Annotated in this window: 14 protein-coding genes; 4 read left to right on the forward strand and 10 right to left on the reverse strand. The window is 72.2% G+C overall.

The window, feature by feature from the left end:
- Nucleotides 1-82: 82 nt before the first annotated feature.
- Genes OG883_RS29540 through OG883_RS29555 form a run of 4 tightly spaced genes read right to left on the reverse strand, consistent with a single transcriptional unit; the run spans nucleotide 83 to nucleotide 3,721 of the window.
- On the reverse strand, nucleotides 83-1,276 hold the full coding sequence (locus tag OG883_RS29540; protein ID WP_266546974.1) for an ABC transporter permease: 1,194 nt from the start codon (nucleotides 1,274-1,276) through the stop codon (nucleotides 83-85).
- On the reverse strand, nucleotides 1,273-1,998 hold the full coding sequence (locus OG883_RS29545) for an ABC transporter ATP-binding protein (protein ID WP_266546976.1): 726 nt from the start codon (nucleotides 1,996-1,998) through the stop codon (nucleotides 1,273-1,275). Before OG883_RS29545 ends, OG883_RS29540 begins: the two co-directional genes overlap by 4 nt.
- A complete protein-coding gene (locus tag OG883_RS29550) occupies nucleotides 1,995-3,074 on the reverse strand; it encodes a peptidoglycan-binding domain-containing protein (RefSeq protein WP_266546978.1) in 1,080 nt (359 codons plus the stop codon). The genes OG883_RS29545 and OG883_RS29550 overlap by 4 nt, the downstream gene beginning before the upstream one ends.
- Nucleotides 3,071-3,721, reverse strand: a complete 651-nt coding sequence (locus OG883_RS29555; protein WP_266546981.1) for a hypothetical protein — start codon at nucleotides 3,719-3,721, stop codon at nucleotides 3,071-3,073. The genes OG883_RS29550 and OG883_RS29555 overlap by 4 nt, the downstream gene beginning before the upstream one ends.
- Nucleotides 3,722-3,855: 134 nt before the next feature.
- On the opposite strand from OG883_RS29555, the gene OG883_RS29560 reads away from it, so the two are divergent.
- From OG883_RS29560 to OG883_RS29570, 3 genes are read left to right on the forward strand one after another with little or no spacing between them, the layout of a single operon-like run.
- On the forward strand, nucleotides 3,856-4,551 hold the full coding sequence (locus OG883_RS29560) for a response regulator transcription factor (RefSeq protein ID WP_266546983.1): 696 nt from the start codon (nucleotides 3,856-3,858) through the stop codon (nucleotides 4,549-4,551).
- The gene (locus tag OG883_RS29565; protein ID WP_266546986.1) at nucleotides 4,548-6,059 is read left to right on the forward strand and encodes a HAMP domain-containing sensor histidine kinase; all 1,512 of its coding nucleotides are present in this window, start codon (nucleotides 4,548-4,550) and stop codon (nucleotides 6,057-6,059) included. The genes OG883_RS29560 and OG883_RS29565 overlap by 4 nt, the downstream gene beginning before the upstream one ends.
- Nucleotides 6,056-6,553: a hypothetical protein gene (locus tag OG883_RS29570; protein ID WP_266546988.1), complete on the forward strand. Its 498-nt coding sequence runs from the start codon at nucleotides 6,056-6,058 to the stop codon at nucleotides 6,551-6,553. Before OG883_RS29565 ends, OG883_RS29570 begins: the two co-directional genes overlap by 4 nt.
- Here OG883_RS29570 and OG883_RS29575 read toward each other — a convergent pair.
- From OG883_RS29575 to OG883_RS29600, 6 genes are all read right to left on the reverse strand, one after another.
- Nucleotides 6,543-6,707 (reverse strand): hypothetical protein, encoded by a 165-nt coding sequence (locus OG883_RS29575; RefSeq protein WP_266546991.1) that lies wholly within the window; start codon nucleotides 6,705-6,707, stop codon nucleotides 6,543-6,545. The two genes, OG883_RS29570 and OG883_RS29575, sit on opposite strands and share 11 nt — an antisense overlap.
- Entirely contained in the window at nucleotides 6,682-7,623 is a 942-nt protein-coding gene (locus tag OG883_RS29580; protein WP_266546994.1) for an NAD-dependent epimerase/dehydratase family protein, read from the reverse strand. Before OG883_RS29580 ends, OG883_RS29575 begins: the two co-directional genes overlap by 26 nt.
- Nucleotides 7,624-7,871: 248 nt before the next feature.
- Nucleotides 7,872-8,510 carry a hypothetical protein gene (locus OG883_RS29585; protein WP_266546996.1) on the reverse strand — a complete coding sequence of 213 codons (639 nt, stop codon included), beginning with the start codon at nucleotides 8,508-8,510 and terminating at the stop codon, nucleotides 7,872-7,874.
- Nucleotides 8,503-9,012, reverse strand: a complete 510-nt coding sequence (locus OG883_RS29590) for a SigE family RNA polymerase sigma factor (RefSeq protein ID WP_266546998.1) — start codon at nucleotides 9,010-9,012, stop codon at nucleotides 8,503-8,505. The genes OG883_RS29585 and OG883_RS29590 overlap by 8 nt, the downstream gene beginning before the upstream one ends.
- Before the next feature lie 142 nt (nucleotides 9,013-9,154).
- Nucleotides 9,155-10,255: a glycosyltransferase 87 family protein gene (locus tag OG883_RS29595; RefSeq protein ID WP_266549579.1), complete on the reverse strand. Its 1,101-nt coding sequence runs from the start codon at nucleotides 10,253-10,255 to the stop codon at nucleotides 9,155-9,157.
- A 161-nt stretch (nucleotides 10,256-10,416) separates the two neighbouring features.
- Nucleotides 10,417-10,611: a hypothetical protein gene (locus OG883_RS29600; RefSeq protein WP_266547001.1), complete on the reverse strand. Its 195-nt coding sequence runs from the start codon at nucleotides 10,609-10,611 to the stop codon at nucleotides 10,417-10,419.
- Nucleotides 10,612-10,898: 287 nt separating this feature from the next.
- Between OG883_RS29600 and OG883_RS29605 the strand changes: the two genes are divergently transcribed.
- Nucleotides 10,899-12,944 (forward strand): UvrD-helicase domain-containing protein, encoded by a 2,046-nt coding sequence (locus OG883_RS29605; RefSeq protein WP_266547003.1) that lies wholly within the window; start codon nucleotides 10,899-10,901, stop codon nucleotides 12,942-12,944.
- The last annotated feature ends 47 nt before the right edge of the window (nucleotides 12,945-12,991 follow it).

The following is a 12,991-nucleotide window of genomic DNA, read 5'->3' on the forward strand; positions in this document are numbered from 1 at the left end:
GAGGGCCTCGGGACCGGTGACGTCGCATGCTCAGGGGGCGTACGGGGCGCCGCCGCAAGAGGGCGCCCCGTACGCCGCCGCATCACGTCGCGTTCAGCGCCACCGTCGGGTGGAGACGGGAGGCGCGGATCGCCGGATAGAGGCCCGCGACCACGCCGATCAGGAGGGTGGCGGCCAGGCCTCCCGCCAGGGACCAGGGCGGGACCACCGCCGTCCACCCCTGGACCCGCGCGAAGACGAACGTCGCCGCCGCGCCCAGCAGCGCGCCCGTCGCCCCGCCCAGCGCCGACAGCAGCAGCGACTCGGTCAGGAACTGGAGCCGGATCGCGTTGCGGGTCGCGCCGAGCGAGCGGCGCAGGCCGATCTCCTGGCGACGCTCCAGGACGGAGATGACCATGGTGTTGGCGACGCCCACACCGCCGACCAGGAGGGCCACCGCGCCCAGGCCGAGCATCAGGGTCGTCAGGCTTTCGTCGGTGGCGGCCTTGGCGGCCAGCGCGTCCGAGGGGCGGGAGACCTTGACGCCCGCCTCGTTGCCGGGGCTGATGGTGCGGGCCAGGACCGCCCGTACGTCCTCCACCGAGGCGTCCGTGGAGCGCTCGAAGATGGTGGTGGGGTGGCCGTCGAAGCCGAAGTAGCGCTCGGCGGCGGGGAATCCGACCATGGCCACCCGGTCCAGGTTGGGGACCAGTTCGAGCGGTTTGAGGATGCCGACGACGACCACGCGCGTGTCGTTCATCATGATCGTCTCGCCGGCGCGGGTGATGCCGAGGCGGTCCGCCGCCACCGCGCCGAGGACCGTCGCCGGAAGGCGTTCGCCGGCCGGATTCAGCCAGGCGCCCTTGTCGACCTCGCCGCCCAGCGCGGACAGCAGGTCGAGGCGGGCCGCCTGGGTGGTGACGCCGGCGGTGCGCTCCTCGGGGACCACGTCGCTGCGGCGGATGCGGGCGTCGACGTTGGCGGTGGCCGTGGCGTGCTGCACCGGACCGACGCGCTCGACCATCGCGACCGCGTTCTTGGGGAGCTTGACCTCCTGCCCCATGGCGTCCTTGCCCGCCTCGGCGGTGAGGAGGTTGGTGCCGAGGCGGTCGAGCTGGGCCATCAGGTCCGCGCGGCTCGACTCGGACAGGCCGACGACCGCGACCATGGTCGCGATACCGATGGCGATGCCGAGCGCCGAGAGCACCACGCGCGCGCGACGCGCACGCAGGCCGACCGCACCGACGCGGAGGATGTCGCGGGGGGAGAGGCGGGAGGGCTTGAGGTCGTTCCTCATGAACCGACCTCTTCCGTACGGGAGGCGGAGCGCGCGTCGCAGCGCGCGTCCGAGACGATCTCGCCGTCCTTGAAGCGGACCCGGCGCGGCAGCGAGTCCGCGATCTCGTTGTCGTGGGTGATCACGCAGATGGTGGTGCCGGATGCGTTCAGCTCGTGCAGCAGCTCCATGACGATCTCGCCGGACGCGGTGTCCAGCGCCCCGGTCGGTTCGTCCGCCAGCAGCAGCCGGGGGTCTCCCACCAGGGCGCGGGCGATGGCCACGCGCTGCTTCTCGCCGCCGGACAGCTCGTTCGGCGTGTGCGAGCAGCGGTGGTCCAGTCGCACCTTGGCGAGCGCTTCCCGCGCACGCGTGCGCCGTTCCTTCAGCGGTACGCCCGCGTACAGCAGCCCGTCGGCGACGTTGTCCACCGCGTCGCGCCCCGCCGCCAGGTGGAAGTGCTGGAACACGAAGCCGATGTGGCGGGCGCGCAGTGCGGACAGCCGGGAGTCGGAGAGCGCGGACACGTCGTACCCGGCGACCCGGACGGTGCCCGTGGTGGGCTTGTCGAGGGTGCCCATGATGTGGAGCATCGTGGACTTGCCGGAGCCGGACGGGCCGACGACGGCGAGCAGTTCGCCCTCTGCGACGGTGAGGTTCACTCCGCGCAGGGCGTGGACGCCGCCGGGGTACGACTTGGTGGCGTCCCGCAGTTCGATCACCGCGTCCGATGAGACCGTCATGACGTCGCCACTCCGACCTTCAGGCCCTCGCGCACGTCCGGGCCGCTGACCTCGATCTGCCCGTCGGCGGTCATGCCCGTCTCCACCCGCACCATCTTCGAGGTGGCGCCCCGGACGACTTGGAGGCCGTAGCCGCCGTTCTCGCCGCGCAGGGCGACGACCGCCTCGACGGGGACCGCGAGGACTCCCTTGCGCGCCTCGCTGACGAACTTCACGCTCGCCGACGCCTTGGCGTCCTCGCCGGACGCGGCGCTCACCCCGCCGTCCAGGACGACCTCGACGGTGATGCCCTCCTGGGCGCCCGCACCGCCTTCGGAGGCAAGCTCCTCGGGACGCACCGTCCCGACGACCCGGCCGGCCACGGTCTTCCCGCTCGGCAGGGTGACCTCGACCTTGGTGCCCTTTGCGGTGAGCGCGCCGTCGGTCTGCTCCAGTTCCGCCCGTACGACGGGCTTGGTGGAGGCGATCGTCAGGACCGGCTTGTCCGGGCCGACCTGGTCGGCGAGCGCGGAGTCGGCGGAGACCACCTTGACCTGGCCGGGCTGGAAGACGACGTCGCCCCTGCCGACCCTGCCGGTGCTGTCGCGGTTCAGGGACTTCTGCCACTGCTTGACGGCGGCCTCGGTGCCCTTGTCGTACCGCGTGTCGACGTACAGCTTCGACCCGTACCCCAAGTCGCGCAGATTGCGCTCCAGTTGAAGTACGTCACTGCCCCGGTCGCCCGCCTTCATCTCGCGGAACATCGGGACCGGGCCGTAGAGGAGGGTGACGGGCTTGTCGTTCAGCTCGTACAGTGCCTGCCCCATGGTCAGCGTCCTCCCTTCGGAAGCGGCCACCGTGACCGTGCCCTCGACGGCCGACTTGACGGCGCGGCGCTGCGCGAAGTCGAGCTTGCCGTCGACCGTCTTGGACTGCACGAGGTCGGTGCGGACGACGGTCGCGGTGGCGGGCGGCAGGTCGCCGCCTCTCCCGGAGGCGCCCGCGTCGCCGCCGTCGCCGAGGAGCAGGCCGCCCCCGGTGACGGCGACGGCAACGCTCACCGCGCCGAGCGTGAGGAAGATGGTGCGGCGCTTCACTGCATGCCGTCCAGACCGTCGAGCAGCTTCGTCTTGCACGCCTCGCGGGCCTGCTTGTACGACGGCGACTCATGGTCGATGGACGGGGACGCCGGGTTCGGGTCGCCGCCCGGCTGGGCGTTGCCGCCGCTCATGGTCGGGTTGGTGAACTTGGAGACGCCGTTGTCCCGCATGCACTTGGCGTGCGCGAGCATCGACTCGTAGTCCTTCTGCTGGTCGCGCTTGGGCTCGGCCGTCATGGCGTTCTGGAGTTCGGGGCCGCAGACGGCGTTCTTGCCGCCCTTGGCGGCCTCCATCTGGCCGGGCTGGGACGCGATCTCGTCGACCTTCGCCCAGTCGAGGTGGCCGCTGAGCTTCGGGTCCGGGAAGTCCTTGTAGCCGCCCTTGGTACGCATGCACTGGACGTACTTCACCTGGGCGTCGTAGAAGGCGCTCTTCCCGGCGGGTCGGGAGCTCGGGCCGGTGTCGCTGTTCGCGGGCTGCGAGGCCGACGGGGCGTCCGGCACCGAGGCGATGTCGTCACTCTCCCTCGCGCCGCCGGCGTCGTCACCGACGCCGCAGGCCGCCGAGAAGGCGAGGACGGGCACCGCGACGAGCGCGGTCAGGCGCAGCCGGGCAGTGGCGCGGGAGGTCGTCTTCAGGTTCATGCCCGCAACCTTCGCCACGCCACATGATGGCCCCTCCATGGCCACATGATGAGAACGTAACAATGCCCCCGACCTGCACATCGACCCCCTGCCCGGGCAGCGGACCAGCGGTCGTGGCGCCCATAATCGACCGCATGCCGCATGTGCTGCTCATCGAGGACGACGCGTCCGTACGGGACGGAATGGAGCTCGTGCTGCGCCGGCACGGGTACGACGTCGACACGGCGGCCACCGGCGAGGAAGCCCTCGCCCTGCTGGACGGCCCGGGCGGCGGGAAGGTCGAGCTGGCCGTGCTGGACCTGATGCTGCCCGGCATGGACGGCTTCGAGGTGTGCCGCCGCATCCGCGCCAGGACCACCGCCCTGCCGGTCATCATGCTGACCGCGCGCGGCGACGACCAGGACATCGTGACGGGCCTGGAGGCGGGCGCCGACGACTACGTGGTCAAGCCGGTCACCGCACCCGTGCTGGAGGCCCGCATCCGGGCCGCGCTGCGGCGCGCGGAACCGTCCGGGCATGCGCAGGGGGCGGACGCCGACCGCGCCGGGCTGGTGATCGACCGCGCCGGGCTGACCGTCACCAAGCACGGCGCCCCGATCGCACTGCCGCCCACCGAGCTGCGGCTGCTGCTGGAGCTGTCGGCCTCCCCCGGCCGGGTCTTCAGCCGCGAGCAGCTCCTCGAATCCATCTGGGACCACACCTTCCTGGGCGACTCCCGGCTGGTGGACGCGGCGGTCGGACGGCTGCGGGCCAAGCTCGAGGACGTACCGGCGAAGCCGCGGTACATACAGACGGTGCGGGGCTTCGGCTACCGCTTCGGGCCGCTGTGAGCCGTACGGACGAAGGCAAGCGCGGCACCGCCGCGAAGAGGCGCTCCCGGCGGCTCGTCGGCGGGCTGCGCACCCGGCTCGTCGTCACCTTCGTCGTCGTCGCCCTCATCAGCGCGGTGACCGCGACCGCCCTCGCCTACCGGGACGCCCGCACCGCCGTCCTCCAGCGCACCCAGAACGCCGCCGTGAACGACCTCCGGGAGCGGGTCACCGCGGTCGCCGCCGACTTCGACGTACCGCCCGACCAGCGGTCGCTGTCCCGGTTCGCGGCGAAGGTCTCGGAGGGCATCGGCGCCCGCATCGTTGTCGCCCGCTACCAGGACCTCGTCGCGGTCTCCGACTCCCTCGCCGAGACGGAGGGCCGGATCACCGCCGAGCTGCGCACCGCCGTGCGCACCGGGGACGGGGCCCGGTTCCAGCGGGTGGTGTGGCGGGGCGAGCCCTATCTGGTCGTCGGCATGCCCGTGACGTACGCCGACGGGGACCGCCGCACCTCCGGCCTGGAGGTCTTCGCGATCGCCGATCTGCGGGCCGAGCGCGACGACACTGCCGCCCTGCTGGACTCCGTACGGGCGGGCATCGTGCCGGTGGTGCTGCTGGCCGCCGTCCTGGCGCTGCTGGCCGCGGGGACGGTCCTTCGTCCGGTACGCAAGCTGGGCCGGGCCACCCGCGAGCTCGCGGCCGGAGACCTCGGCAGCCGGGTCGCCGTCACCGGGCACGACGAACTCGCCGACCTGGCGAGGACGTTCAACGAGACCGCCGACGCGCTCCAGGCCTCCGACGCGGAACTGCGCGAGCAGGAGGCGAAGGCACGCCGCTTCGTGGCGGACGTGTCGCACGAACTGCGTACGCCCCTCGCGGCGATGACGATGGTGGCGACCGTCCTGGAGGAGGACGCCGACCAGCTGCCGCCGGACGCGGCGCGGGCGGCCCGTACCGTCGGCACGGAGACCGCACGGCTGTCCCGGCTGGTCGAGGACCTGATGGAGATCTCCCGCTTCGACGCCAAGGCGGTACGGCTGAACGCGGCCGAGACGGACCTCGCCGACACCGTACGGGCGTCGCTGGCGCTGCGCGGCTGGACGGACCGGGTGCGGACGCACCTCGATGAGGGCGTACGGGCGGTGGTCGACCGGCGCCGCATCGACGTGATCGTCGCGAACCTTGTGGGCAACGCGCTGCGGCACGGAGCCCCGCCGGTCACCGTGACCCTCGGGACGGCCCTCGCGGCGGACGGGGAGTGGGTGACGCTGGAGGTCGCCGACCACGGTCCCGGGCTGCCGCCGGGGGCTCGGGAGCGGGTGTTCGACCGGTTCTACAAGGCGGACGCGGCCCGCACGCGTGGCGCGGCCGACGACAGCGGACAGGGCAGCGGCCTCGGCACGGCGATCGCGCTGGAGAACGCGCGGCTGCACGGCGGCACGATCGACGTCGCCGACGGACCGCAGGGCGGCGCAGTGTTCACGCTGCGCCTGCCCCTGCGACGTACCGGAGAGGGCACGGAGTGAAGGTCCGGCAAGGGGTCGTGGTCGCCGCGCTGGGGATTGCCCTCATGGGCTGCGGCGTCCAGCCGACCGGAGTGATAGGCGCGGGCGAGCCCGCGTCCGGGCTGACGCGCGGGATGCGGCTGTACTACGCGTCCGACAGCGGACTGCGCGGGGTGCCCCTGCTCGACAGGGAGGTCAAGGACCTCAACGCGGTGGTGAAGCTGCTCGCCGGGGGGCCGCCGCCCGCCGAGCAGCGCGACGGGCTCACCTCTCTCGTCCAGGAGCTCGGCGGCTACTCGGTGACGGGAACGGGTTCCCGCGTCACGGTGCGCCTCGACGGCCCCTATACGGCGACGGGGCGCGACCAGGGCACGGGGCAGCTGGTGTGCACCCTGGCGCGCGCCCAGTCCGTACTCGACCCGAAGGTCCGGGCCGACGACGTCGAGGTCACCCTGCGGCCGTCCGAAAGCGCCGCGCTGGGCCCCTACCGGTGTGCGGAGTTCCTCAACGGGTGAGGTGGGCAGGTGAGTTCGCGGCGGCGTGCCGGGTGAGCGGCCGCGCCGCCGCCCACACCGTCCCGTACAGCGCCATCAGCAGGAGGAACGGGAGCAGTCCGAGACCGCATCCGTCGCCGCCGCAGAGGTCATCCCGTGGTGGCCAGTCGCTCACGCCACCAGTCCACCGTTGTCTTGACCTGCTCATCGACGGGGGTGGCTCGTACCGCGAACTCGGCTTCGTAAGCCGTTGAGTCAACTACGAACGGTCGGTCGAACTGATAGCGGATCTCCTTCAGTTCGCGGATCAGCCGAGAGAAGACCGACACGACACCCAGTACGGCCGGCGGGAGCCTTCGCACCGCGACCGGACCCGTTCCCGACTGAGCGGCAAGGCGGTCGACCATCTCGCGGGTGGACAGCGCGGGCTCCGTCGGGACGTGCCAGGCCCGTCCCCAGGCCCGCTCCTCGCCCGCGACCTCGACCAGGGCCCTGGCCACATCGGGGAGATAGCTCCAGCTGTGCGGGGCGTCCGGATCCCCGAGCGTGGAGACCTGCTTGCCGCGCAGCAGTCGTGGCACGACCCGCGCGGCCAGGTGCCCGCCATCGGTCACACCGGGCCCGAAGAAGTCCGAGGCCCGAAGCTCGACCGCCTTGATACGACCCTGCTCGTGCAGTTTCTGCGCCTGCTCCCAAACGGCGGCGCGCACCCGCCCCTTGGGACCGGTCGCCGCGAGCGGCAGCTTCTCGGTCATGGGACCGTCCACCGGACCGTAGCCGTAGAGGTTGCCCAGCATGACCAGGACGGCCCCGGTCGCCTCGGCCGCCGCGCAGAGGGACGAGGCCAGCGGCGGCCATTCACTCGCCCAGCGATGGTAGGGCGGTGCGGCGCAGCTGTAGATCGCGGCCGCGCCCTGCGACACCTCGATCAGTCGCTTGCTGTCCGTCGCGTCCAACGCGACGTGCTCGATGCCGGGTTCCGGGCTTCGGCCCGACCTGGTGACGACCCGTACCGAGTGACCCTTCTCGGCCAGCAGCCGAGCAGTGGCCGCCCCGGCGGGCCCGAATCCTATAACGACATAAAGGCTCACGTACGAACACTAGCGCGAGTGTGTTGCTCATGTGGTGGATCTCCGCACCCCGGAGGCCGGTGACCGCCGGGGCCGGCTGATGATCGCCGCGGAGGTTCCGCGCCTTCCTGAACAGCCCGGGTGGACCCGTGTCTTGGCACGAACCCGCGGGTCCTTCGGGAGAATCAGGGCGGTCAACCCGCCGCGGGGGCGAGTGGCACTCATGGTGGCCTCTCCCCGGGGGTGGGCGGGCGCTGTCCTTGCTCTCCTCAGGAGGGCGGGCTGTACTGCGTCTCGACCACCCTCACCCATGCTCCCCAGCGCTGCACGCTGACCTCGAGCCGGCGGCCGTTGCCGTTCGTCGGCCCGCTGTAGCCGCCGCCCTTGTGCTCCTTGAGGCCGCAGTCGCCGAGTGTCTCCCCGAGCCGGCGGACCGCGTCGAGGGCTTCGGCGGTGTTCGCGTACTGGGCCACGCGGTGCCGGGCCCTCGCGTCGCCCTTGCCGCTGTAGGTGTGGGTGAACTGCTGCTCGGGGGCCCGGACGCCACCGGGCCGGCCGTTGCAGACGCTGTCCAGCCCGGCCTGCGGCAGGGCGCTTGCATCGGATGCCTTTTCGTCGCCTTTCCAGTGCAGGGCCGCGTACCTCGGCAGCTCCGAGGGCTTCAGGTCCTGCACCACCCCGTGCGACATGAACGGGTTTTCGCCTTCCGAGGCCACCTGCGAACCGCGCGGCCCCGGTGTCGGATCCGTCCACGAGCCGATGCCCACCGCCGTCGCGGCGATCACCGCCACTGCGACCACGCCGCCCATCCGCTGCCGTGCCCGGCGGCGCTCACCACGGGCGCGTACGGCCTGTGCGGGCGCAAGCCGCACCGGGACACCGTCCAGCAGTTCCTCGACGTCAGCCATTCGTGACGACCCCCTCGTCGTATGTGTCGATGTTCGTGAGCTGCGCGCCGAGCAGTTTGCGCGCCCTGCTGAGCCTGGTTCTCACGGCGCCGCTCGAGGCGCCCGTTTCGCGCGCCACCTCTTCCACCGGCAGGTCGAGCAGGTGGTGCAGCACCACCGCCCGCCGCTGGTCCGGGCTCAGCTCGCGCAGCGCCGCTACCAGGGCGACGCGATCCTCGGACAGCCCGGGCACGTCCGGCGCAGGGCCGTGCCGCAGTTGGGCGCGCAGCCGGTTGCGGGTACGCCGCCAGGTGCTGATGGCCAGCCGGGACGCGACGGTGCGCACCCACGGCAGCGGGTCCCCCTCCCGTGTGAGCCGGCTCCATCGCTGCCAGGCCCGTGCATACGCCTCCTGCACCGCGTCCTCGGCCTCGGCCAGGTCCCCGGTCATTGCGTAGACCGTGGCGACAAGCCGTTTGGCCGTGGCGGTGTAGAAGGCGTCGAACTCTGCGTCGGTCGACATATGCCTCTGTTCCCGTTTTCCGGTCCGTGCCCGTAGCGCTTCCTGTCATCAGCACGCCCGGGCAGCCCGCGATGTTACAAACCGGCCCGGGCGCACATCCGAGCCGGCGATTCGTGCGCCGCGGCGCGACCGGTCCCGGAACTCAATTCGCCCCCAGGCGCGTACTCATGTCACTCGGCTCACTCTGCTTCCGCGGTGCTGTGGCGCGTGGCCCCGGTACTGCCGCGCGCCGGTTCCCCAGGGACAGGGCCAGGGCCAGCACCGCCAGGCCCAGCAGCGGATAGGGGGACGCCAGGGGCTGCTGCCACCAGGGGAGCTTCAGATCCTGCTCTCCCTGGTGGGGGACCAGCCACAGGGTGCGGGCCAGGAAGAGCGCGGTCACGGCCGCGGCCGTACGGAGACGGCCCTCCGCGATCAGTACGGCCAGCAGCGGTACGCACCACACCCAGTGGTGCGACCAGCTGATCGGCGAGACGAGGAGCGCGGTCATCGCGGTGACCAGCACTCCCCAGGCCGTGCTCGTGGAGCGGCGGGCGATCCACAGCCCGGCGACGGCGGTGAACGCGGCGGTGGCGATCCAGACAGGCCCCGGTTCCGGGGTGTGCAGCAGCCGGGCCAGCAGCCCCTGCAGCGACTGGTTGTCGACGATCCACACCTTGCCGACCCGGCCGGTCTCGAAGATGCGCCGGGTCCAGAAGTCGACGCTGGCGTACGGGAGCACGAGCGCTCCCAGCAGCACCGTGCCGGTGAAGGAGGCGAGGGCGGTGAGCCCGGCCCGTACCCGTCCGGTGATCAGCAGGTACACGATGAAAACGGCGGGCGTGAGCTTGACGCCGGCCGCGACGCCGAGCGCGAAGCCCTTGCCGAGGGCTTCCTCGTCCCGCGACAGGTCCCACAGGACCAGGCAGACGAGGGCGAGGTTGATCTGCCCGAAGAGGAGAGTCTGGAAGACCGGTTCGAGCCAGAGGCCGACGGCGACCGCGGCGATGATCAGCGGGGGCCGCGCGGGAAGCCCGGCGAACCGGCAGGACAGGCGCACGAGCAGAGCGAGCAGCAGCGCGTTCCCGACGACAAAGACCACCTTGAGCGCCGGGACGGGCAGCCAGGTGGTCGGTACGAAGAGGATCGCCGCGAAGGGCGGGTACGTGGCGGGCAGCCGCCACTCGGTGACGCTGAACCCGTAGAGAGCGGTGCCGTTTGCGACGGCGGCCCCCTCGGCCCGGTACACGAGCGTGTCGGCCATCGGAATGCGCTGGGTGACGCAGAGCGCGGCGAGCGCGGCCAGGGAGAGCGCGAGGGTCAGGGCGCTGAATGCGGTGAGTGAACGAAGAGTCACATTCCGGTACTTCACGGGCGCGACCCTACTAGGGGGTCGACGGCCCAGGGGGTCAGCAGCCCCGGAGGTCAGCGGCGGTGGACACCTGCCTCCTCGGCGTACTCCCCGAGGACGGCGACGCTGAACACGGCCTCGGCGAAGACCTTGACCGCGCGCAGAGCGTTGCCGACGCGGTGGGGCGGGTGGGGGGCGGCGCCGGTGGCGGTGGCGCCGTGACGGGGGTGGGGGACGTGGGTGCCTGGGGTGAAGGTTGCTGTGCTCATACCTCCATGATGGCTCGCCGGCACCGCGCGCCACATCGATCTGCGGACGGAACCGCGGGACCGCGCGTGTACGACTCCAGGCATACGCCGTCCCCTACGGGAAGGACCGCCCGAGCGCCCGGGGAGGACCTGCGCGAACCGACCCCGAGAAAAACCATTCGCCCGCGATCCACCCTCTGGCTACAATCGCCCGTCTTGCCCGCCTCCCCTCGTGGAGTGCCGCCGCCCGGACGGAAACCGGCCGGTCCGTCATGCCGTGATCCCGCCGTGTCCGCCGGAGGCAACCCATGTCCGAACCCGACCCGCTCGGGCGCGAACGCGCCCATCTCACCGCCTCGCGCGCCGCCCTCCGCACGATGCGCGAGGACGTCCAGGCCCTCGACATCCGCGACGTCACCGCGAACTGGGTCAACGCCGCCGTCCTGGAGTCGCAGATCGAGGAGCGCATCAAGGCACTCGCCGATCTCTCCCACACGCCGCTCTTCTTCGGCCGCCTCGACTATCTGCACCGGGTCGGCGCGGACCGGGCGGAGGGCGCGGAGGGCGAGCGCTTCTACATCGGCCGCCGCCACGTCCATGACGCGGACGGCGACCCGATGGTCATCGACTGGCGCGCACCCGTCTCGCAGCCCTTCTACCGGGCGTCCCGGAAGGACCCGCTGGACGTCGGGCTGCGGCGGCGCTTCGGCTACACGGGCGGCGAGCTCACGGCGTACGAGGACGAGCATCTGACCGACCCCGCCGAGCGGGAACAGACCAGCAAGCTGCTCCAGGCGGAGATCGAGCGCCCGCGCGTGGGCCCGATGCGGGACATCGTCGCCACGATCCAGCCGGAGCAGGACGAGATCGTACGGTCGGGGCTCGGCGGCACGGTGTGCGTGCAGGGCGGCCCGGGCACCGGAAAGACCGCGGTGGGTCTGCACCGGGTCGCGTATCTGCTGTACGCACACCGGGAGCGGCTCGCCCGTACCGGCACGCTGGTGATCGGGCCGAACAGGTCCTTCCTGCACTACATCGAGCAAGTCCTGCCCGCGCTGGGCGAGCTCGAGGTCAAGCAGTCGACGGTCGACGACCTCGTGGCCCATGTGGAGGTACGCGGAACCGATCCCTCCGACGCCGCCGTGATCAAGGGTGACGCGCGGATGGCGGAGGTGCTGCGGCGGGCCGTCCGCTCGCACGTGACGATGCCGGCGGAGCCGCTGATGGTGGTGCGCGGCTCGCGGCGGTGGCGCGTACCGGCGTACGAACTCGAGGAGATGGTGCGGGAGTTGCTGGACCGGGACATCCGGTACGGCGCGGCGCGCGAGGCGCTTCCGCAGCGGATCGCGCACGCGGTCCTGGTCCGCATGGAGCAGGCGGGCGAGGCACCCGACGACCGGGTGCAGGACGCGGTGGCCCGCAACCCCGCGGTGAAGGCGGCGGTGAAGACGGTCTGGCCCCCGGTGGACCCGGCGAAGCTGGTGCTCCGGCTGCTGTCCGACCCGGACTTCCTTGCGGAGCAGGCGGAGGGCCTGCTGACCGCGGAGGAACAGAAGACCGTCCTGTGGACCAAGCCGGCCCGCAGTGTCCGGGCCGCCAAGTGGTCCTCGGCGGACGCGGTGCTGATCGACGAGGCGAACGACCTGGTGCAGCGCACGCACTCGCTGGGCCATGTCGTACTGGACGAGGCGCAGGACCTGTCCCCGATGCAGTACCGCGCGGTGGGCCGCCGCTGCACGACCGGCTCGGCGACCGTCCTCGGCGACCTGGCGCAGGGCACCACCCCGTGGGCGACGGAGAGCTGGCAGCAGGCCCTGACCCACCTCGGCAAGCCGGGCGCGGCCGTCGAAGAGCTGACGGCGGGCTTCCGTGTGCCGCGCGAGGTGATCGCGTACGCGTCCCGTCTGCTCCCGGACATCGCACCGGGCCTGGCGGAGGTCGGATCGGTCCGTGAGGCCCCCGGCTCCCTGGAGGTCCGCGAGGTCACGGATGTCGCGGAGCTGGACGTGGCGGTCGTCGCGGCGTGCGAGGACTCGCTGCGCCAGGAGGGTTCGATCGGCCTGATCGCCGCGGACGCCCGGATCCCGGCCCTGGCCGAGGCCCTGATGTCGGCGGGCCACGCGTACCTCTCCCCCGGCGAGGAGACGACGGCCGAGTCCCGCCTGACGCTGGTCCCGGCGTCGCTGGCCAAGGGCCTCGAATACGACTACGTGGTCCTGGACGAGCCCGCGGCGGTGATCGACGCGGAACCCGACGAACGCACGGGCCTGCGCCGCCTGTACGTCTCCCTGACCCGCGCGGTCTCCGGCCTGACGCTCCTCCACGCGTCCCCTCTGCCGCACCAGCTCGGGTAGCCCCGAGGGGGCGGCGGGTTTCCGGGGTGTCCGGTCCTGGGGGTGCG

Origin of the sequence: Streptomyces sp. NBC_01142 (assembly GCF_026341125.1) — a bacterium.
GTDB lineage: Bacteria > Actinomycetota > Actinomycetes > Streptomycetales > Streptomycetaceae > Streptomyces.

Coding starts and splice junctions, on each gene's coding strand:
- OG883_RS29540 (WP_266546974.1), bottom strand. CDS start 1,276: ATGAGGAACGACCTCAAGCCCTCCCGCCTCTCCCCCCGCGACATCCTC.
- OG883_RS29545 (WP_266546976.1), bottom strand. CDS start 1,998: ATGACGGTCTCATCGGACGCGGTGATCGAACTGCGGGACGCCACCAAG.
- OG883_RS29555 (WP_266546981.1), bottom strand. CDS start 3,721: ATGAACCTGAAGACGACCTCCCGCGCCACTGCCCGGCTGCGCCTGACC.
- OG883_RS29560 (WP_266546983.1), top strand. CDS start 3,856: ATGCCGCATGTGCTGCTCATCGAGGACGACGCGTCCGTACGGGACGGA.
- OG883_RS29585 (WP_266546996.1), bottom strand. CDS start 8,510: ATGGCTGACGTCGAGGAACTGCTGGACGGTGTCCCGGTGCGGCTTGCG.
- OG883_RS29590 (WP_266546998.1), bottom strand. CDS start 9,012: ATGTCGACCGACGCAGAGTTCGACGCCTTCTACACCGCCACGGCCAAA.
- OG883_RS29595 (WP_266549579.1), bottom strand. CDS start 10,255: ATGGCCGACACGCTCGTGTACCGGGCCGAGGGGGCCGCCGTCGCAAAC.
- OG883_RS29600 (WP_266547001.1), bottom strand. CDS start 10,611: ATGAGCACAGCAACCTTCACCCCAGGCACCCACGTCCCCCACCCCCGT.
- OG883_RS29605 (WP_266547003.1), top strand. CDS start 10,899: ATGTCCGAACCCGACCCGCTCGGGCGCGAACGCGCCCATCTCACCGCC.